This window comes from Curtobacterium sp. MCBD17_026, from assembly GCF_003234895.2.
Taxonomy (GTDB): domain Bacteria; phylum Actinomycetota; class Actinomycetes; order Actinomycetales; family Microbacteriaceae; genus Curtobacterium; species Curtobacterium flaccumfaciens.
This window is the reverse complement of record NZ_CP126281.1, coordinates 2,138,346-2,156,708: the sequence shown is the minus strand read 5'-3', so window position 1 is coordinate 2,156,708 and position 18,363 is coordinate 2,138,346. Positions and strand designations below refer to the sequence as shown.

At 73.7% G+C, this 18,363-nt stretch carries 22 protein-coding genes and 1 riboswitch; of the genes, 14 read left to right on the top strand and 8 right to left on the bottom strand.

All coding sequences use genetic code 11. The features are described 5' to 3' along the window. Positions 1 to 4 precede the first annotated feature (4 nt). Positions 5 to 367 (bottom strand): winged helix-turn-helix transcriptional regulator, encoded by a 363-nt coding sequence (locus tag DEI85_RS10160; protein WP_111123928.1) that lies wholly within the window; start codon positions 365 to 367, stop codon positions 5 to 7. Positions 368 to 475: 108 nt separating this feature from the next. Between DEI85_RS10160 and DEI85_RS10155 the strand changes: the two genes are divergently transcribed. Beyond that, a complete protein-coding gene (locus tag DEI85_RS10155) occupies positions 476 to 1,123 on the top strand; it encodes an NAD(P)-dependent oxidoreductase (RefSeq protein ID WP_111123938.1) in 648 nt (215 codons plus the stop codon). A gap of 177 nt (positions 1,124 to 1,300) precedes the next feature. Here the strand turns inward: DEI85_RS10155 and DEI85_RS10150 are convergent, their stop codons facing one another. After that, complete coding sequence (locus DEI85_RS10150; protein ID WP_111123929.1) at positions 1,301 to 2,623, bottom strand: MFS transporter; 1,323 nt, start codon at positions 2,621 to 2,623, stop codon at positions 1,301 to 1,303. Positions 2,624 to 2,770: 147 nt separating this feature from the next. On the opposite strand from DEI85_RS10150, the gene DEI85_RS10145 reads away from it, so the two are divergent. Beyond that, positions 2,771 to 3,628 (top strand): LysR substrate-binding domain-containing protein, encoded by an 858-nt coding sequence (locus tag DEI85_RS10145; protein ID WP_111123939.1) that lies wholly within the window; start codon positions 2,771 to 2,773, stop codon positions 3,626 to 3,628. Between the two features lie 177 nt (positions 3,629 to 3,805). Here DEI85_RS10145 and DEI85_RS10140 read toward each other — a convergent pair whose 3' ends face one another. Then, the gene (locus tag DEI85_RS10140) at positions 3,806 to 5,026 is read right to left on the bottom strand and encodes a hypothetical protein (RefSeq protein ID WP_146244810.1); all 1,221 of its coding nucleotides are present in this window, start codon (positions 5,024 to 5,026) and stop codon (positions 3,806 to 3,808) included. Between the two features lie 112 nt (positions 5,027 to 5,138). Here DEI85_RS10140 and DEI85_RS10135 point away from each other — a divergent pair, with 112 nt between their 5' ends. Then, positions 5,139 to 6,107 carry an aldo/keto reductase gene (locus DEI85_RS10135; RefSeq protein ID WP_111091071.1) on the top strand — a complete coding sequence of 323 codons (969 nt, stop codon included), beginning with the start codon at positions 5,139 to 5,141 and terminating at the stop codon, positions 6,105 to 6,107. A 126-nt stretch (positions 6,108 to 6,233) separates the two neighbouring features. Here DEI85_RS10135 and DEI85_RS10130 read toward each other — a convergent pair whose 3' ends face one another. Then, a complete protein-coding gene (locus DEI85_RS10130; protein ID WP_111123931.1) occupies positions 6,234 to 6,869 on the bottom strand; it encodes an NADPH-dependent F420 reductase in 636 nt (211 codons plus the stop codon). Between the two features lie 77 nt (positions 6,870 to 6,946). On the opposite strand from DEI85_RS10130, the gene DEI85_RS10125 reads away from it, so the two are divergent. The 4 genes from DEI85_RS10125 (at position 6,947) to DEI85_RS10110 (ending at position 8,787) form a co-directional block, all read left to right on the top strand. Next, complete coding sequence (locus tag DEI85_RS10125; protein WP_110862566.1) at positions 6,947 to 7,243, top strand: GNAT family N-acetyltransferase; 297 nt, start codon at positions 6,947 to 6,949, stop codon at positions 7,241 to 7,243. A 22-nt stretch (positions 7,244 to 7,265) separates the two neighbouring features. After that, the gene (locus DEI85_RS10120; RefSeq protein ID WP_111123932.1) at positions 7,266 to 7,727 is read left to right on the top strand and encodes a VOC family protein; all 462 of its coding nucleotides are present in this window, start codon (positions 7,266 to 7,268) and stop codon (positions 7,725 to 7,727) included. Between the two features lie 83 nt (positions 7,728 to 7,810). Next, positions 7,811 to 8,281: a MarR family winged helix-turn-helix transcriptional regulator gene (locus DEI85_RS10115; RefSeq protein ID WP_110862568.1), complete on the top strand. Its 471-nt coding sequence runs from the start codon at positions 7,811 to 7,813 to the stop codon at positions 8,279 to 8,281. Beyond that, positions 8,278 to 8,787, top strand: a complete 510-nt coding sequence (locus DEI85_RS10110) for a metallophosphoesterase family protein (RefSeq protein WP_110862569.1) — start codon at positions 8,278 to 8,280, stop codon at positions 8,785 to 8,787. Before DEI85_RS10115 ends, DEI85_RS10110 begins: the two co-directional genes overlap by 4 nt. Before the next feature lie 60 nt (positions 8,788 to 8,847). Here the strand turns inward: DEI85_RS10110 and thiD are convergent, their stop codons facing one another. The 3 genes from thiD to thiM form a co-directional block, all read right to left on the bottom strand. After that, positions 8,848 to 10,365, bottom strand: coding sequence for a bifunctional hydroxymethylpyrimidine kinase/phosphomethylpyrimidine kinase (thiD, locus tag DEI85_RS10105; protein ID WP_111123933.1), 1,518 nt, complete (start codon positions 10,363 to 10,365; stop codon positions 8,848 to 8,850). Then, positions 10,362 to 11,111, bottom strand: coding sequence for a thiamine phosphate synthase (gene thiE, locus DEI85_RS10100; RefSeq protein WP_111123934.1), 750 nt, complete (start codon positions 11,109 to 11,111; stop codon positions 10,362 to 10,364). Before thiE ends, thiD begins: the two co-directional genes overlap by 4 nt. Next, positions 11,108 to 11,974 (bottom strand): hydroxyethylthiazole kinase, encoded by an 867-nt coding sequence (gene thiM / locus DEI85_RS10095; RefSeq protein ID WP_181420169.1) that lies wholly within the window; start codon positions 11,972 to 11,974, stop codon positions 11,108 to 11,110. Before thiM ends, thiE begins: the two co-directional genes overlap by 4 nt. Then, positions 11,963 to 12,058: riboswitch (TPP riboswitch) on the bottom strand. Its footprint overlaps the gene before it by 12 nt. A 68-nt stretch (positions 12,059 to 12,126) precedes the next feature. Between thiM and DEI85_RS10090 the strand changes: the two genes are divergently transcribed. From DEI85_RS10090 to DEI85_RS10070, 5 genes are all read left to right on the top strand, one after another. Beyond that, positions 12,127 to 13,083: an NUDIX domain-containing protein gene (locus tag DEI85_RS10090; protein ID WP_284183411.1), complete on the top strand. Its 957-nt coding sequence runs from the start codon at positions 12,127 to 12,129 to the stop codon at positions 13,081 to 13,083. 107 nt (positions 13,084 to 13,190) lie between these two features. Next, positions 13,191 to 13,937 carry a phosphotransferase enzyme family protein gene (locus tag DEI85_RS10085; protein WP_110860110.1) on the top strand — a complete coding sequence of 249 codons (747 nt, stop codon included), beginning with the start codon at positions 13,191 to 13,193 and terminating at the stop codon, positions 13,935 to 13,937. Beyond that, on the top strand, positions 13,934 to 15,010 hold the full coding sequence (locus DEI85_RS10080; protein ID WP_111123940.1) for a winged helix DNA-binding domain-containing protein: 1,077 nt from the start codon (positions 13,934 to 13,936) through the stop codon (positions 15,008 to 15,010). The genes DEI85_RS10085 and DEI85_RS10080 overlap by 4 nt, the downstream gene beginning before the upstream one ends. Positions 15,011 to 15,123: 113 nt before the next feature. Further along, positions 15,124 to 16,059 (top strand): J domain-containing protein, encoded by a 936-nt coding sequence (locus DEI85_RS10075; RefSeq protein WP_111091074.1) that lies wholly within the window; start codon positions 15,124 to 15,126, stop codon positions 16,057 to 16,059. Then, entirely contained in the window at positions 16,059 to 16,433 is a 375-nt protein-coding gene (locus DEI85_RS10070) for a DUF6578 domain-containing protein (protein WP_181430156.1), read from the top strand. The genes DEI85_RS10075 and DEI85_RS10070 overlap by 1 nt, the downstream gene beginning before the upstream one ends. Here DEI85_RS10070 and DEI85_RS10065 read toward each other — a convergent pair. Then, positions 16,427 to 16,789, bottom strand: coding sequence for an RNA-binding S4 domain-containing protein (locus tag DEI85_RS10065; RefSeq protein ID WP_111091075.1), 363 nt, complete (start codon positions 16,787 to 16,789; stop codon positions 16,427 to 16,429). The two genes, DEI85_RS10070 and DEI85_RS10065, sit on opposite strands and share 7 nt — an antisense overlap. Positions 16,790 to 16,822: 33 nt before the next feature. Between DEI85_RS10065 and DEI85_RS10060 the strand changes: the two genes are divergently transcribed. Both DEI85_RS10060 and DEI85_RS10055 read left to right on the top strand, forming a co-directional pair. Next, positions 16,823 to 17,080 (top strand): hypothetical protein, encoded by a 258-nt coding sequence (locus tag DEI85_RS10060; RefSeq protein ID WP_258370354.1) that lies wholly within the window; start codon positions 16,823 to 16,825, stop codon positions 17,078 to 17,080. A 114-nt stretch (positions 17,081 to 17,194) separates the two neighbouring features. Continuing rightward, a complete protein-coding gene (locus tag DEI85_RS10055; protein WP_111123941.1) occupies positions 17,195 to 18,352 on the top strand; it encodes a hypothetical protein in 1,158 nt (385 codons plus the stop codon). Positions 18,353 to 18,363 lie beyond the last annotated feature (11 nt).

The window sequence follows — 18,363 nt, the reverse complement described above, 5'->3', positions numbered from 1 at the left end:
GTGCTCAGCGCGCGTCGTACCCCTCGCGCGCCTCGGCGACGTCGGGCATGTGCGAGGTGGCCCAGTCCTCCAGCGGCACGAGCACCGTGCGCAGCGACCGCCCGAGCTCGGTCAGTTTGTACTCCACGTGCGGCGGGATCTCGGGGAACACCGTCCGCGTCACCATGCCGTCACGTTCGAGCGCCCGCAGCGTCTGGGTGAGCATCTTCTGCGAGACCCCCTGCACCCGGGCCGCCACCGCCGAGTACCGTGCGGGACCGTCGGCGAGGGCGCCGATCGTCAGCACGCTCCACCGGTCGCCGATCCGGTCGAGCAGCTGCCGACTGGGGCAGTCCGCCGCGTAGGGGCTGTACTCGAGTGCTGACATGGTGTCCTCCGCAACGCACCGCCAGGTGCCTACTTACTCAAAGAGAGTAACTCTTGTACGGTGACTGTCAACGTCACCGACGCCCGTGACGTCCACGAAGGGAACACCATGACCAACATCGTCGTCTTCGGAGGCACCGGCTACGCCGGCTCCGCCATCACCCACGAGGCACTCTCCCGCGGCATCACCGTCACCGCGGTCGCCCGCGACACGAGCAAGCTCGAGCCGGCCGAGGGCCTGACCCTGGCGCAGGGTGACGCGTTCGACGCCGACTTCGTGTCCGAGGTGACGAAGGGTGCCGACGTCGTCATCGTCTCGCTCCACGCCGTGCAGGCGGACGGCAGCGAGCTGAAGGACAAGTTCCAGCACTTCGTCGACGCCGCCGCAGCAGCGGGTGCGCGTCTCGGCATCGTCGGCGGCGCCGGTTCGATGCGCGTGACCGAGGACGGCCCCCGCCTCTTCGACACCGACGGCTTCCCGGACGCCTTCAAGGGCGAGGCGAAGAGCCACGCGCAGATCCTCGACGCCCTCCGCGCCTCGGGCACCGAGGTCGACTGGTTCTACGTGAGCCCCGCCGCGGCCTTCGGCAGCTACAACCCGGGCGAGCGTCGCGGCACCTACCGCGTCTCCGACGAGGTCCTGCTCGCCGACGCCGAGGGCAACTCGGACATCTCCGGCGCCGACTACGCGATCGCCTTCGTCGACGAGATCGTCACCCCGGCGCACCACCGGACGCGCTTCGGCGTCGCCTACTGAGGCACTGCCCCTCGCGGGACACCGGTGTTCGCGCAACACACCGCGGGATCCTGCGGCGTCGAGCGTGAGCACCGGTGTCCCGCGTACGACCCGGCGCGACCAGCGGGCGGACGGGAGGCGCGGGACGGGACCGCCACGTGCCTCCAGGCCGGCGGGTGGTCACCGCCAGGGCCCCCGCTAGTGGGCGACGATCGCCGGCACCGGCAGGTGGTGGCGCATCCGCACCGCCAGGTGCAGGCCGCCCCGGCGAGCGAGCACGAGCGCGATCACCGCGGCGGCAGCTGCCGGCACCCCACCGGCGACCATCATCCCCACGTGCGCACCGAAGTGGTCGACGACCTGTCCCATCAGGGGCCCGCCGATCGCCTGCCCACCGAGCAGCACCAGGACGTAGAGCGACATCACCCGGCCGCGGATCGCCACGTTCGACGACAGCTGCACGAGCGAGTTCGACGCGGTCTGGAACAGCAGCTGCGACATCCCCACCGCCACGAGCGCGACGGTGAACGGTGCGATCGCCGGGATCGACCCCGAGACGACGAGCAGCACGCCCGTCCAGAACACCCCGCCGACGATGGTGCGGAGCCGGACGACGGCCCGGCGGGTGGACAGCAGCGCGCCGACCAGGGCGCCGATCGCCACCGCGGAGTTGAAGACCCCGTAGCCGCCGGCACCGACGTCGTACACCTGTGACGCGAAGGCGGACAGCAGCACGGGCATCGTCAGTGCGAACACCGAGAAGAACGCGACGAGGATCACCGGCACGATGATCGTCGGCTTGTGCACGGCGTAGCGGAGGCCCTCCACGAGCTGCCCCTTGCCACGCGGAGTCGGGGGCGTGCGGTGGAGTTCGGAGACCTTGAGGAACCCGAGCGTCACGACGACGGCGACGCAGGCGATCGCGTTCACGCCGAACGACCACCCGGCGCCGACCGCGACGAGCAGGGCCCCGGACAGCGCCGGACCGATCATGCCGCCCAGCTGGAACACCGACGAGTTCACGCTGATGGCGTTCCGCAGGTGCTTGTGCCCGACGATCTCGGTGACGAACACCTGCCGTGCCGGGTTGTCGATCACGGTGACCATGCCGACCAGGAACGCGATCACCCAGATGTGCCACGCCTCGACGACGCCGGCCAGCGTCAGGACGGCGAGCAGCGCGGACAGCACCGCGAAGGCTCCCTGCGTGATCATCATGAGCGCGCGCTTCGAGAACCGGTCGACCAGGACGCCGCCGAGCAGCCCGAACAGCAGCATCGGCGCGAACTGGCACGCGACCGTGATGCCGACCTGCGCGACCGACCCGGTCAGCTGCAGCACGAGCCAGTCCTGGGCGATGCGCTGCATCCAGCCGGCGGTCATCGCCACCAGATTCGTCGCCGTGAACAGCCGGAAGTTCGGCACGGACAGGGCGATGAGCGTGTGGCGCCACGGCGGTCGCGTGGCCTGGATCGGGAGCGGTTCGGTGGGTGGGGGGAGGGTCGTCGGTGACGCGCTCACGGTGCGGGGTTCTCCGGACGTCGGTGTGGATCTGGTACCCCAACGAAACTACGTGGCGCCGGCCCATTCGATACCCGTATGGTGGCTATCACTCCATTGCGATGTCGAATGACCCCGCGAACGGCCGCGCGAACGAACGAGGTGCCCGTGCTCGATCCGGTCCTGTTGCAGACGTTCCTGGCCGTGGCGGAGACCGGCAGCTTCACGCAGGCCGGCACCCGGCTCGGCATCAGCCAGCCGACGGTGTCGCAGCACGTCCGGCGCCTGGAGACCGCGGTGGCGCGCACCCTGGTCGCCCGGGACACCCGCGGCGTCGCCCTGACCGACAACGGGGACGCGATGGCCGGGTTCGCGCGGACGATCCTCGCGGCCCACGCCACCGCCGACGCCTACTTCTCCGGCGCGGCCACCCGCGGACGGCTGCGGTTCGGGGCGGCGGACGACCTCGCCATCACCCAGCTGCCGCGGATCCTGCGGGACTTCCGACGACTGCACCCGCAGGTGAACCTCGAGCTCACGGTGAACCAGTCGTCACCGCTGCTCCGCCGGGTGCACGCCGGCCAGCTCGACCTGGTGTTCATCAAGCAGACGGCGGGGGAGTCCGCCGAGGGCACCCGGGTGGCCACCGACCAGATGGTGTGGATGGCGCAGGACGGCATCGCCCTGGAATCCGGCGAACCCGTCCCGCTCATCGCGTACCAGGCGCCGAGCATCAGCCGGCAGATGGCGATCGACGCCCTCGAGGCCGCCGGCCGCACCTGGCGGATCACCTGCAACACCCGCGACGTCAACGGGGTGCTCGCCGCGGTGCGCGCGGGCATCGGCGTCGCGGTGTTCCCGCACTCGCTGATCCCGGCGGACCTGGTGAAGGTGTCGCAGCGGCTCGGGCTGCCGGACCTGCCGGCGGTGGACTACGTCCTCATCGCGAACCCGACGGTGCAGCGGGAGCCGATCGACGCGCTGACGAACGCGATCCTGTCCCGCGGGGTCGTCCGCGCCGTCTGAGCTCGTGCATCGGCGGCCAGACGCCGGCGTGTTCGGGCTGGTGGGCGCGGCGAGACGCCGGCGTGTTGTCTCGACGCCGCCGAGCCGTCGAGACGCCGCGACTTTCGGGGGCGTCTCGACGTCGACGCGGCGTCCTGCCGAGACGACGGCGTCTGAGCGCTCGCGGCGCTCGCTGCGCTACGGGGCGAGCGTCGGGGTCGTGCCGGTGCCGGTGACGTCCGGCAGCGTCACCCCCGCGAGCGGCAGCAGCGCCGCCGCGACCGCCCACAGCAGCACGACCGTGCCGACACCACCGAGCACGGCGCCGAGCAGCGCGACCGGCCGCTGCCACGTGGCCGTCCGGTCGCGCAGCGTCACGATCGAGAGCACCAGCGCGAGCAGTCCGAGCACCACGCCGACACCGTGCACGGTCGCGGGCGCGGTGAACCACCAGGCCGCCAGACCGATCGTCGCGATCCCGGCGACGGCACCGAGCACCGCACCGGCGGTCGCGCCGAGCGCACGACGTGGCTCCGGCACGGCGGCTGCGGCCACGGGCTGGTCGAGCAGTTCCGTCGGGAGGCCCGCCTCGCCCCCGCCCGCACCCTGCGGCGCCGGGGTGGGTGCGACCACGGCCGTGGTCGTCGGGGCGTCCGGGGTCGCGACGGCGGGGCTGCCGGGAGCGGCAGCAGCCGGCGCCGCGTGCAGGACGGCGTCGAACGACCGTGCGGCTGCGACTGCGACTGCGGGAGCGGGTGCGGGTGCGGCCGACCGTGCCGCGGCCTGCTGTTGGGCGAAGCGTCGGGGCGTCCGGTAGCCGATCGGGCCGACGGGCTCGGGTTCGGTGCCCTCGACGACCACGTGCTCGAGGCCGGGCACCGAGAACCGGGGCTGTCCGGCGACGGGCACCGCGGGCGCGGCGGGCGGCGGTGCCGGGAAGGCCTCCGGTGACGGGGTGGTGAGCGGGGTGGCGTCCGCCGAGGCGGGTGCGGCGGCGACCGGGGAGACCGGCACCACGAGCCCGGATGCGGGGACGACCGACGACGGCGGCACCGCCGGGGTCTCGAACGGCACGGTGTGCACGTTCGGCGACGTCGGGGCCGGGGGCAGCAGCTCCTGCTGCGGCGGGAAGTCGGGCACCGGGGCGTCGGCCTCGACCAGTGCGGCGATCGACGCGGGCTCGGCGGCCGGTGCGTGCGCGGGTGCGTGCGCGGCGGGCACGTTCCCGGCCGGGGTGACCGTGGTCGGTGGGACCGGCGCCGCGTGGGCGGCGCGTGACGAGGCGGGGGTGGGGCGGGCCTCCCGGTCGGAGGCGTTCACGTGACCGACGGCGGCGACCCGCTCGGGCGCGACCTCGTCGACGGGCGGCGCGGTCACCCAGGCCGGTACGGGCCGACGGGGCCGGTCCGATTCGGGCATGCGATGCGCTGCCACTGCGGCGCTCCTTCCGTCGACTGATCCATGCTCAGTTGTAGCGGCAACCGCTGGGTGGATCGCAGCCCCAGTTCGGGGTCGCCGGTACGGTCGGGTGATGACCGGAATCGAACACCGTCCCCTGGGCCCCTCGGGGCTCGTCGTCTCCACCGTCGGCCTCGGCTGCAACAACTTCGGGCGGCGGGGAACCGCGTCCGAGTCGCAGGAGGGCACCGACGCCGTCGTCGCCGCGGCCCTGGACGCCGGGGTGACGCTCTTCGACACCGCCGACATCTACGGCGGCGTGCCGGGCATGTCCGAGGAGATGCTCGGACGCTCGATCCGCGGCCGCCGCGACGAGATCGTCCTCGCCACGAAGTTCGGCATGGACATGCAGGGCGCGAACGGCCCGGACTGGGGCGTCCGCGGGTCCCGCCGGTACGTGCGGCTCGCGGTCGAGTCGTCGCTCCGGCGTCTCGGTACGGACTGGATCGACCTGTACCAGATGCACCGGCCCGACGACGTGACACCGATCGAGGAGACCCTGTCGGTGCTCGACGACCTGGTGCGCGAGGGCAAGATCCGGTACGTCGGCCACTCGAACTTCGCGGGGTGGCAGATCGCCGAGGCCGAGCTCACGGCGTCGATCGCCGGCACCACCGCGTTCGTGTCCGCGCAGAACGAGTACAGCCCGCTCGCCCGGGATGCCGAGGCCGAGGTCCTGCCGGCCGTGCGGGCGTACGCGCTCGGGTTCCTGCCGTTCTTCCCGCTCTACAACGGGCTGCTCACCGGCAAGTACACGAAGGCGGGCGGCCCGGCCGACGGGCGGCTGACGACCTCGAAGCCGCAGGTGCTCGAGGACGCCCCGTGGGACGTGCTCGACGACTACCAGCGGTTCTGCGACGACCGGGGCGTGACGATGCTGCAGGCGACGTTCGCGTGGCTCCTGGCACAGCCGGGGCTGTCGAGCGTCATCGCGGGGGCGACGAAGCCGGAGCAGATCACGCAGAACGTCGCGGCGGGCACGACATGGGCGCCGACCGAGGACGACATCGCCGACATGACGACGATCTTCGACCGGGCCTGAGCGGGCGCGCTCGTTCCGCCCTGGCTCGTTTCGCGCTGAGCGACAGGTCACGGGCTGCGGAGCCCGTGAGGTGTCGCTCAGCGCGAAACAGCAGCGGTGGGTGCCGGTGCTGCGCGGCGCGGCGGACTAGCGCGTCGCTGCGGCCAGGGCGTCGCGCAGTTCGGCGGCGGTCATCCGCGGGCCGTAGCCGGGGGTGTCCCGCTGGATGCGCCAGCCCTCGGCGAGGGGCCCGGCGTCGACGACGTCGAAGCCGAACGCGTCGATGAGCTCGGAGACGGTCTGCTTGGCGGAGTCGTCGTCGCCGGCGATGACGAGGGCACGACGGTCCGGGGTGCCGGCGGGCGTCGCATGGCCGGTCAGGTCGTCGGCGCCGATGTGGTTGAACGCCTTCACGACGCGGGCGCCGGGCAGGTGGTCCTGCAGCAGCTCCGCGGTGGTCGTGGACTGGTCGTCGAGGGCGGCGATGTGGCCGTCGCGCTCCCAGTAGTAGTTGTTCGTGTCGATGACGACCTTGCCGACGAGCGGTTCGACGGGGATCGTCTCGATCGCGGCGAGCGGCACCGTCACGACGACGATCTCGCCCGCTGCGGCTGCCTCGTCGCGGGTCGCTGCGCGTGCGCCGTCGCCGAGTTCCGTGACCAGGTCGGTCAGGGTCTCCGGGCCGCGGGAGTTCGCGATGACGACCTGGTGGCCGTTCCGTACCGCGAGTCGTGCGAGCTGGGATCCGATGTTGCCGGCGCCGATGATTCCGATGGTTGTCATGGTGTCCCTGCAACGCTGCCCGACGTCGTGCATTCCCCGGGCGGCACGAACGCCCTTCCGGGAGCATGATGGCGGGCATGGACCACGAGTTCCGCGACGAGACCGACCAGGACCGCTACGCGATGTACGTCGGCGGCGAGCTCGTGAGCGTGCTCGACTACCGGGTGAACGGTGACGCGGTGGCGTTCCCGCACACCTACACGGTCCCGAAGCACCGCGGCCACGGCTACGCGGCCGAACTCGTCGAGTACGCCGTCGCCGATGTCGAGTCGTCGACCACGAAGCGCATCGTGCCGATGTGCTGGTTCGTCGGGAAGTGGTTCGACGAGCATCCCGAGAAAGCCGACCTGCTCAGCCGCAGCGCCGCGGACTGAGCACCGAACGAAGGGGCTCCCCGTGCCCACCATCACCCCGTTCCTGTGGTACGACGACCAGGCCGAGCAGGCGGCCGAGTACTACGTGGGACTGTTCCCCGACAGCCGCGTCGACAGCGTCAGCTGGATGCCCGACGGCCGTGCCCTCGTCGTCGAGTTCACGCTGCTCGGCAAGCCGTACCGCGCGATGAACGGTGGCCCCGGCCACCCGCACACCGACGCGGTGTCGTTCCAGATCGACGTGGACACGCAGGACGAGCTCGACCGCCTGTGGGACGCGCTGCTCGCCGACGGCGGGAGCCCGATGGCGTGCGGGTGGTTGACCGACCGCTGGGGTCTGGCGTGGCAGGTGACCCCGTCGATGCTGGGGGAGCTGATGAGCGGATCGGGCGACCCGGAGGCCAACGCCCGGGTCTTCGAAGCCATGATGCAGATGATCAAGCTCGACATCCCCGCGCTCCGGGCAGCGGCAGCCGCCCGCTGACCCCACACCAGGCGTACCCGCCGGTATGGTGACGGGACGAGAAGACCGCCGGCCGGCGCCGGCGCAGACAGGCTGGAGCCATCATGGACCACCCGAGCTCCAAGGTCCGGAACAGCGACATCAGCCGGGCGTACACCGAGCTCGCCCGCATCACCCGTCGGGCGAGCATCCGTGCCCGTGGCTCGGATCAGGTCCTGAGCGTCGTCGACCAGTCCCTCGTCGACTTCGTCGTCCAGCACCCGGGCTGCATGGCCATCGACATCGCCCGCTACCTGCGGCTGAACCGCTCCACGATCTCGCGGCAGCTGTCCGGGCTCCTCGCGACCGGGCTGGTGCGGACGACCGACGGCGGCAGCGGGAACGCGAAGCCGCTCGAGGCGACCGACGCCGGCCGCGCAGCGCTCGAGCGGTCGGTGCAGCTGCACCGCGACGCGCTCGACGAACGGCTCGCCGACTGGTCCGACGACGACATCGCACTGCTCGCCGGGCTGCTGGAGCGCCTCGGCGCCTCGGACGAGGCCGGGCTCCCGATGCCGGCACCCACCGAGTCGTGACGACGTCGTTCGTCCTGCTGTCCGACACGCACCTGCCCAAGCGCGCGAAGGACCTGCCGCCCGGGCTGTGGGCCGACATCGACGCCGCCGACCTCGTGGTGCACGCGGGGGACTGGGTCGACCTGGCCACCCTCGACGCCGTGCAGGCGCGGTCCAGCCGCTTCGAGGGCGTGCGGGGCAACAACGACGGTGCGGAGTTCGACGACCGGCTGCCGCTCGTCGCCCGGTTCGGCGTCGAGGACCTGCGCTTCGCCCTGGTGCACGAGACCGGGGCGTCGACCGGTCGGGAGCGGCGGATGGACGCCGAGTACCCGGACACCGACGTGCTCGTCTTCGGCCACTCGCACATCCCGTGGGACACCGTGGCCCCGTCGGGGATGCGCCTGCTGAACCCCGGTTCGCCGACCGACCGCCGTCGTCAGCCCGACCACACGTGGATGCGCGGCACGGTCAGCGGTGCCGAGCTGTCCGTCGAACTGGTCCGGCTGCCGCCGGTCGCCCGCTGATCCCCGCCGAGACTCGGCCCGGAGGACAGTTCTCGGGTGAGCCAACCCGAGAACCGTCCCTCAGCGCGAGACTCGGGCGTCGCGTGCCTCCGTCGGCATCCGGAAGAACGCGAGCTCCCACTCCACCGAACGTCGGAACGCCCGCGCCATCCGCCCTCGCTCGTCGGGTGTCGCCGCACGGGCCACCTCCTCGACGAGCCGGGTCGCCTCGGCACTCGACGCCGCGAACCCCGGGTCCCCGTACGCCGTGATCCAGTCGGCGAAGGCATGCCCGTCCGGCGCGACCCCGAGCTGCGACCCGACCCAGGCGTAGACCCGGAAGCACGGCAGCACCGCGGCGGCGAGCACCGCCGGGGAGCCGGAGTCGGCGGCCTCCTGCAGGTGTGCGAGGTACCCGGCGCACGTGGGGTGCACGGGATCGTCGGCGTGCGAGCCGGCCAGCCGACGGTGGTGCAGGTCGCGCGCCTCGTCCGCACACCCCTGCGCAGCCGCCGCCCAGAACGCAGCAGCAGCGCCGGCACCATCACCCGAACCGACACCGGGGGCACCGACCCCGAGCGTCGCCAGGTGCCGCTCGTACGCCCGCAGGTAGTGGACGTCCTGCGCCAGGTAGCCCGCGAAGACCTCCGGCTCGAGCGTCCCGTCCCCGAGCCCCACCAGGAACGCGCAGTCGATGGTCTCCTGCAGCACCGAAGCCGCGTCCGTCCACCACACGTCCGTGTACGACAGCGCTGGCAGGGCTGCCCGCGCCTGCGCTCCGTGGTCGACCGGGCCGTTGCCGCTCCCGACCGACAGCGCGTCCGCCCCGCGCAGCGCCGCCGTCAGCCACTCCTTCGCCACCCCGACCGCGAGTTCCCAGTCGCCGTGCCGCGCGGCGAGCGTCGCGATCGCACTGGACAGCGAGCACCCGGTGCCGTGCGTGTTCGTCGTCGCGACGCGGGGACCGGTGAACACCCGCACGGTTCCGTCCGGTGCCACGAGCACGTCATCGGAGGTCGGCCCTTCGTCGTGGCCGCCCTTCGCCAGCACCAGGACGTCCCACCGCGCCGCCACGGCACGCGCGGCATCCAGCGACGAAGCCGACGACGACGAAGCCGACGACGGCGCACCGGAACCAGCCGCACCCGCGCCGGCGAGCTCCGCCAGCACCACGAGCTCGGCCCGGTTCGGCGTCACCAGGTCGGCGAGCGCGAACAGCGCCCCCATGGCCGACGCCGCGTCCTCGTCGAGCAGCCGGTCCCCGCTCGTCGCCACCATCACCGGGTCGACGACGACCACCGGCGGCTGGTGCTCCCGCAGCCAGTCCGTCACGACCCGCACGACGTCGGCGGTGCCGAGCATCCCGATCTTCACCGCGTCGACCACGACGTCGTCCGACACCGCGTCGAGCTGCTCCCGCAGGAACCCGACGTCCGGCAGGTGCACCGACCGCACCCCGTGCGTGTTCTGCGCGACGAGCGCCGTCACGACCCCCATCCCGTACCCGTCGTGCGCGGCGATCGCCTTGAGGTCCGCCTGCATCCCGGCCCCGCCCGTCGGGTCGGTCCCGGCGATGCTCAGCACCCGTGGGACGCTCATGCGTCCGCCCCGTGGTGCGTGGCGTCGGCCTGGAGGCGTGGATCAAGGTCACCGGATCGTCCGGCCTCCGCCCCGTGGCCGGGTCCACGGCCCCACGCGGCCACGTACGCCGCCGCGGCGGACCCGGGGTCGGCCGCGGCGCAGATGCCCGACACGATCGCGACGCCCGCGGCACCGGCTGCCCGGAGCGGCACGACGTCGTCGAGGGTCACCCCGCCGATCGCCACGCACGGCAGGTCGGTGGCGGCGGCCAACCGGGCGAACCCGTCGTGGCCGAGGGCCGGCGGGTGGTCGGCCTTCGTCGCCGTGGGGTGCACGACCCCGACGCCGAGCAGGTCCACGGTGCCGCGGGGGAGTCGCTCGACGGCAGCCAGGTGCGCGAGCGTGTTCGCCGTGAGGCCCACGTGGGCGTCCGCTCCGAGCAGGGCGCGAGCGGCCGTGACGGGGACGTCGGACTGGCCGAGGTGCACGCCCGCGACCCGGTGTCCCGCGTGCCGTGCGGCGAGGACGACGTCGAGCCGGTCGTCGACCACCACCCTCGCGCGCTCCCCGACGGCGTCGGCGACCGCGGCGGTCAGGGCGAGCAGGTCACGCGCGGAGGCGTCCTTGTCCCGCACCTGCACGATCCGGACCCCGGCGTGCACGGCGGCGCGGACGACCCCGAGCACCCCGATGCCGTGCCGGTCGGCCAGGGCACCGTCGGTCACCAGGTAGACGCCGAACCCCGCAGACTGCAGCCCGCTCACGCCGACACCGCCCGGGCGTCGACCGCGGGAGCGGCCTCGAGGGTGATCCGGGCCTCGCGGACGACGTCCTCCGGCGTCAGCGACGCCAGCCGGTCGAGGAACAGCGGCTGGAAGGTCCCCGGTCCGCCGGCCTCCCGTGCCGCGAGCTCGGCGGCGATCGTGTGCACCGCGGTGGCGGCGACGGCAGCGGCCCCCGCGTCCTCCGGCGCGACCGACGTGAACGCGGCGACGACCGCGCCGAGCGCGCACCCGCCTCCGGTGATCCGCGTCAGCAGGTCGGTGCCGTTCGCGACCCGGACCACACCGATGCCGGGCGCGACCAGCAGGTCGACCGCACCCGACACGGCCACCGCGGCCACGAGCCTCCCGTCCGAAGCAGCGACCGACGCGACCCGAGCGTCCTCCGTGCCCACGGTGCTGTCGACCCCGCGGCCACCGGCCGAGTCGCCGAGCAGGGCGAGCACCTCGGAGGCGTTGCCCCGCAGCACCGTCGGGCGCAGCGCGAGCAGGTCACGCGCCAGGGCGGTCCGCACCGGCAGCGAGCCGACGGCCACCGGGTCCAGGACCCACGGGGTGCCCGCGTCACGGGCGGCGTGCACGGCCTCGAGCGCGGCGACCCGCGGTTCGGCGTGCGGGGTGCCGGTGTTCACCAGCAGGGCGTCCGCGACGCGGGCGAACGGCCCCGCCTCGGTCGCCACGTCGACCATCGCGGGCGAGGCCCCGAGCGCGAGCAGCACGTTCGCCGTGACGTTCTGCACGACGGTGTTCGTGATGCACTGCACCAGCGGGGCCCGGGCACGCACGGCCTCGAGCAGTTCGGCGGTTCGGTGGGCCCAGGCAGGGGAGGGCGCAGCGGTTTCCATGGACGATCCCTTCGCGAGTACGAGCTCGAGCAGGTTCGACGGGTGTGATCTCAGCCGCTGGATGCGGCACCCCGTGTCTCGAGCGACACCGTACACGACGCCCGGTGACCACTTCGAGGCCCGCTCCGGGCACCGTGTGCCAGGGTTGGACCGTGCCAGATGCAACGCCCCCCGGGCCCCCACCCGGCCCCCGCGACCCCGGCGACGCCTGGGCGGTCGGCCCCGACGGCACCAAGGCATGGGGACGCTTCGGCGCCGCCGGCCTGCTCGTCGACGACGGCGCCGGCCGCGTGCTCCTGCAGCACCGCGTCGAGTGGAGCCACCACGGCGGCAACTGGGGCATCCCCGGCGGCGCACGGCACCAGGGCGAAGCAGCCGTGACCGCCGCCCTCCGCGAATCCGCCGAGGAAGCCGGTGTGCCCGACGACGCGATCGCCCTGCGCCACACGGCACTGCTCGACCTGGGGTTCTGGACCTACACGACCGTCGTGGGGCGCGCCTCCCGACCCTTCGAACCCGTCATCGCCGACCGCGAGAGCCTCGCCCTGTCGTGGATCCCGATCGACCAGGTCGACGACCTGCCCCTGCACCCCGGCTTCGGCAGGTCCTGGCCGGCGCTCCGTGCCACCGTCGCGACCACGCCGCACGTCGTCGTCGACGCGGCGAACGTCGTCGGCAGCGTGCCCGACGGCTGGTGGAAGGACCGAGCCGGCGCTGCGTCACGCCTGCTCGCACAGGTGTCGGCGCTCGCCGCGGGCGGGGTGTCCGCGTCGTTGCTCGACCTGCCGTTCGCGCGGTGGTGGCCGCGGTGGACCGTGGTGCTCGAGGGGGAGGCCCGGGCCGCTGCGGACGGTGGGGGCGCGAGCGTCGAGCGCGGTGCCGACGGAGACGCCGTAGCCGCCGCAGACCGCGGTGCCGCCACCGGCGCTGTAGACGTCGTCCGTGCTCCGGCCTCCGGCGACGACGCGATCGTCGAGTCCGTGCGGGCCGCGGTGCAGGCCGGCGAAGGGCCGGTCGTCGTCGTGACGGCCGACCGCGAGCTCCGCGACCGCGTCGAGGCCCTCGGCGCGACCGTCCACGGGCCGTCCTGGTTGCGCGACCAGCTGTAGTCACCGCGCTGGGGCCGATCGTGTTCCGGATGGACTGGGACGCATGCCGGTCCTGATCGGTACGCTGGCCCTTCGTCAACGGAGACGCAACACGCAGGAGGTTCCCCTTGGAGCGCATCACCAGGGCCGACGACCGAGTCCACCGCCCCGCCGGGCCGTGGACCCCCACGGTGCACCGGCTGCTCGCCCACCTGCACGAGCAGGGGTTCGTCGCAGCCCCCGAACCGATCGCCCTCGGTGACACCCTCGAGACGGTCTCGTTCGTCCCGGGCGTCGCTGGGGAGTACCCCTGGACCGAGGACATCGCCAGCGAGGCAGCCCTCGTCACCAGCGCCCGCCTGCTCCGCCAGTTCCACGACGCCGGTGCCAGCTTCCCGCGCAGCGCCGCCGACGACCTCTGGTCGCAGGCCGAACGTGCTCCGGTCGAGACGATCGTGCACGGCGACTTCGCCCCGTACAACTGCGTCTACGACGGCATCGCCGCCGTCGGCCTGATCGACTTCGACACCGCACACCCCGGTCCCCGCGTCTGGGACGTCGCGAGTGCCGTCTACCGGTTCGCGCCGTTCACCACCGGCGCTGTCGAGGGATCGACCGCCCCCGACCTCGACGATCGGCTCGCACGTGCCGCCGAGTTCTGCCGCGCCTACGCGCTCGACGACCGCTCCCGCAGCGTCCTGGCCGAGACGATGATCGCGTCCCTCGTCGCGCTCGTCACGACGATCGAGCACGAGGCCGCCGCCGGCAACCCGAAGTTCGTCAGCGACCTGCAGCACGGCCACGCCGACCTGTACCGCGCCGACGTCGCCTACCTGGAGCAGCACGCCGACGCCGTCACCGCCGCCGTCGCGTGACCACCAGCCCCGCGCGGCTCCGCTCGGCGCGGTTCGCGGCGCAGGGCATCGCGGCGCCCGGGCTGCGCCCCACGGAGGTCGTCGAGCGGATGCTGGGGGTGCAGGGGCAGGACCTCGGCCAGGTGCTCTGGGCCATCGGGGTCCGCGCTCCCGGGTCGACGCGGGACGACGTCCGCGGGGCCTTCGACCGCGGGGAACTCGTCCGCTCGTGGTCGATGCGCGGCACCCTGCACGCCCTGCGCCCCGACGACCTGCGCCTGCTGCTCTCGCTCACCGCTGAGCGGACCCTCCGCACGATCGCCCGACGCGCCGCCGAGCTCGGCATCGACGACGCCCTGCTCGGCCGGGCCCGTGAGGCGACGATCGCGGCCCTCGAGGGCGGCCGTGCGCTGGTCCGGGACGACCTGTTCGCGGCGTACCGCGCTGCCGGCATCGACCCGGCCGGAGGTCGCGGCTACCACCTGGTCCTGCAGCTCGCGCAGGAACGCCTCGTCGCCTGGGGTCCCACCGCCCGCGTCGGGCAGGGGCTCGTGCTGCTCGACGAGTGGGCACCCGCCACCGCTGAGCCGCCGGACCGCGACGAGGCCCTCCGCCGGGTCCTGCTCGGGTACCTGCGCGGCCGTGGCCCCGCGACCGAGGCCGACGCCGCGAGCTGGACGAAGCTGCCGCTCAGTGACCTCCGCCGGGCCCGGGCCGTGGCGGGGGACGCGGTCGAGGACCTCGGCGACGGGCTCCTCGCCCTCGCCGACCGGCCGACGGCCGCGCGCGTCCCCACCGGGCACCTTCTCCCCGGCTTCGACGAGTACCTGCTCGGGTACGCCGACCGGTCCGCGCAGCTCGACCCCGCCCACGCCGACCGCGTCAGCCCCGGAGCCAACGGCGTGTTCCTGCCGATGGCCGTCGTGCGGGGTCGCGTCGTCGGCACCTGGAAGCGCACCGAGCGCCGGGCCGAGCACCTCGTCACCGTCGCACCCTTCGGCACCCTCGACGCGTCGTCCGTCCGTGCGCTCGAGGCTGCGGCCGCGCGGTACGCGGCGTTCCTCGGAGCGCCGGTCGTGACCACGGTGGTCTGACGCGACCACCTGCGGACCGTGTGCCGAGGCAGCCCGGCCGCACCGCTCCTCCAGAGTGCACCCAGCAACCATGCGGCGGACTCCGACACTGCCTCCGGTAATGTCGCAGGGCCATGACGGACAGCCCGGCCGACGCCACCCCCTACGAAGTCCTCGGCGTCCCCGCGACGGCTGACGACGACGCGCTCCGCCGCGCCTACCGGCGGGCGGCCCGCGAGACGCACCCCGACCTCGGCGGCGACGCCCAGCGCTTCCGCCAGGTCCAGATCGCATGGGAGCGCATCGGCACGCCGGAAGCCCGGCGCGCGTACGACGTCGGGTCCCGCGCGTCCGGTTCGTTCGGTGCTTCCGGCTCCACCGGCAGGGGTGGCACCGGTCGCGACGCCTACGCACCCCCGGCAGCGCGTCGCGACACGCGCCCCCGGGCGCGGTCCCACGGACACCCCGGCGGTCGGTCGCGCGAGGTCTTCCTGCAGGCCGAGCGCGAGTGGGTCGGCCTCGGCGACCCCATCGAGGACCCCTACGACCCCACGCTCATCCGCTCCGCGCCCCGACACATCCGGCGGCTGCTCGCCGAAGCCCTGGCCGAAGAGGCAACCGCCCTGATCGTCTCCGACATGGGGATCGGCGTCACCGTGTGGCACGATCTCGACGCCGGGGCCGAGGGCAAGCTCGACCACGCCGTCCTGACCGCGAGCGGACTCTGGGCCGTCGAGTCCATCGACTGGGGCGCTCCGGTCCGCGTCGAGCACGGCGAGATCGTCGGCGAGACGCTCGCGCCGGGGGAGCGACCCGTCAAGGAACTCGTCCGCGCCGCCCGCGCCGTGCAGAAGCAGACCCGGGTGCGGTTCTCCGGCCGGCTGCTCGTCGTGCCGGACGCCGCCGTCACCGAGGACGTGCAGCTCGTCGGCTCCCCGAAGAAGCCCACCGCGCTCGTCGTCCGCCGCAGTGCGCTCGCCCAGGTGCTGGGCGGCGTCTGGTCGCCGGCCGGTTCGGTCGACGTGTTCGAGATCCGCGACCGCCTGCAGCAGACCGTCCGTTTCGTCTGATGTCCGCGTTGCACGTCGTGGTCGAGATCGGGGGCTGGGAGCACGAGTGCTGCGGCCCGGCGGTGGAGATCGGCGACGTCGTCGAGTACTGGGTCGTCTCCGCGGACGGAGCACGGCGGTTCGGCGAAGTCCGACACGACTCGGCGCGGACGCAGGCGATCCGTGGACGGGTCGTCGAGCTGTACGCGGTCGGCCGTGACGGACGGGTGGCGATCGAGCGGGTGCCGAGCGGTTCGGCCCTGTGCGGCTCCGACGAGGACGACGACGGTCACCTCGAGGCCCGCTGGACCGGGCAGCCGGTCACCGTCGAGTGGGACGGCGAGGCCGAGTTCGAAGTCGTCATCGACCCCTACGGCAAGCCGAAGCGTCAGTAGCCGCGGAGCTTCTCGAGGTCGCGACGCTCCCGCTTGCTCGGCCGTCCGGCACCGCGCTCGCGCATCGGGACGAACCCGGCCTCTTCCTTCGACAGCCGCGGCGGGGTCTTGTCCTCGAAGTGCTTCGCGGCCTCGGGGGCGCTCGTCCGCTTCAGGATGATGCCGGTCACCACGACGACGCGGTCGAAGCCGTTCTGGCGCACCCGCACCTCGTCACCGGGGCCGATCGGCTGCGCCGGCTTCGCGCGCTCCCCGTTCACCCGGACGTGACCGGCCTTGCACGCGGCAGTCGCGGCCGACCGGGTCTTCGTGATCCGGACGGCCCAGATCCAGCTGTCGACCCGGGCCTTCTCCATGTCGACACTCTAGGCGGCCCGTACCCTGGGGTGGTGCATGCGGACGAACAGGCGGTGATCGCCCGGGCCCGTGCGCTCGGGGTGCTGCACGACGCCGCGCTCGGCGACCGCCTGGTGGTCCGGGCGCACCACGGGGACGGCGCGCAGGACGCCCTCGGTGACCTGGTCGCCCGGACGCCCGACGCCGTGACGATCGCGACCCGCCGCGGCCCGGTCGAGGTCCGGCTCGACGACGTCGTCGCCGCGAAGCCCGTCCCGCCGCCCCCGCCCGCGCGGCCTGCTCGGCGCTGACACACGGTGCGAGCCCAGCACCTCGCACGGTGCGAGCCCAGCACCTCGCACGGTGCGAGCCCAGCCCGGCGAGCCGCAGGCCCCGGCACCCCGCTCCCGACATACGCTCATCCCATGGCAGTCCCCGTCCCGCTCGGCACCGAGGACCGCACCGCCCGCCTCACCCTCCGCCGCCCGGACTCCTGGCGCCGCGAGGACACAGCCCAGGCGGACCTGCGCGTCACCGGCGACGACGTCGTCCTCACCGTCCGATCCCGACCCAGCGACCGCGCGATCGGCGACGAGAACACCGGCCTGCTCGCGCGGCTGCCCGGCTCGGTCGAGGGCCTGCTGCTCGTCGGCTGCGACCCGTGGACCACCGCCGGCGCCCCGGCCCGGCTGGTCGAGTACGTCCGGCCCGACGAGCACGGCGACGTCGCCGGCACCCACCTGCTCTTCGTGACCGGTCGGCACCGCGTCGACCTGACGATCGAACGCCCGCTCGCCCGGCTGCTCGAGACCGACGACCTCGTGCTCGCCGTCCTCGAGAGCGTCCGCGCCACCGAGACGGTCCCGGTCCGCCCCGAGCGCGACCTCGAACCCCTGCCGGCCGCTGCCCCGACGACACCGCTCGAGGGCCCCCGGCTGAGCACGGACGCGATCGGCACCCTGCAGAGCCTCGCCGGACGCCGGTGGAACCCCACGCTCCTCCGCACCGCGGCGGGTCGCGAACTCATCGAGGCGGGCCTCGTCGGTCGGCTCGGCACGCTGCCGGAGTCGACCCAGGCCCTGCTCGAACCCTGGCAGGGCGATGCCCAGCCGGTCACGCTGGAACAGCACCTGCCCGACGGGGGCGAGTCGCGCCTCCAGGCCTGGTCGCAGACCGTCGTCGACGGGACCGACGCGGCGGGCGCCGTGGTCGCGTCCGTCACGCCCGACCGGGCCGTCGCGTTGATGGCCGGGAGGCTCGGCATCGGTCCGACGTGGACCTTCCCGTTCCGCACGGGGTCGCTCCCAGGGCACCTGCTCGGCCGCAAGCTGGCCGGCGGTCCGGACGCACCGGACCTGCCGGAGGCCCTCGCCGAGGCGGACCCGCGCCTCGCGCGGTTCTGGGCTGCGCCGTGGACCGTCTCGTACCTGCGTCGACCGGGCAAGCCGAAGCCGATCACGATCGTGCAGGCCGAGGGACACGGATTCGCGCGCGTGGGCACGACGAAGGCCGGGGAGACCGCCTTCCGGACGGACTCCCCGGCCAATGTCTACCGGTCGGTGGTGCGGGCGCTGCTGGGCTGAGCGCGCCTGCG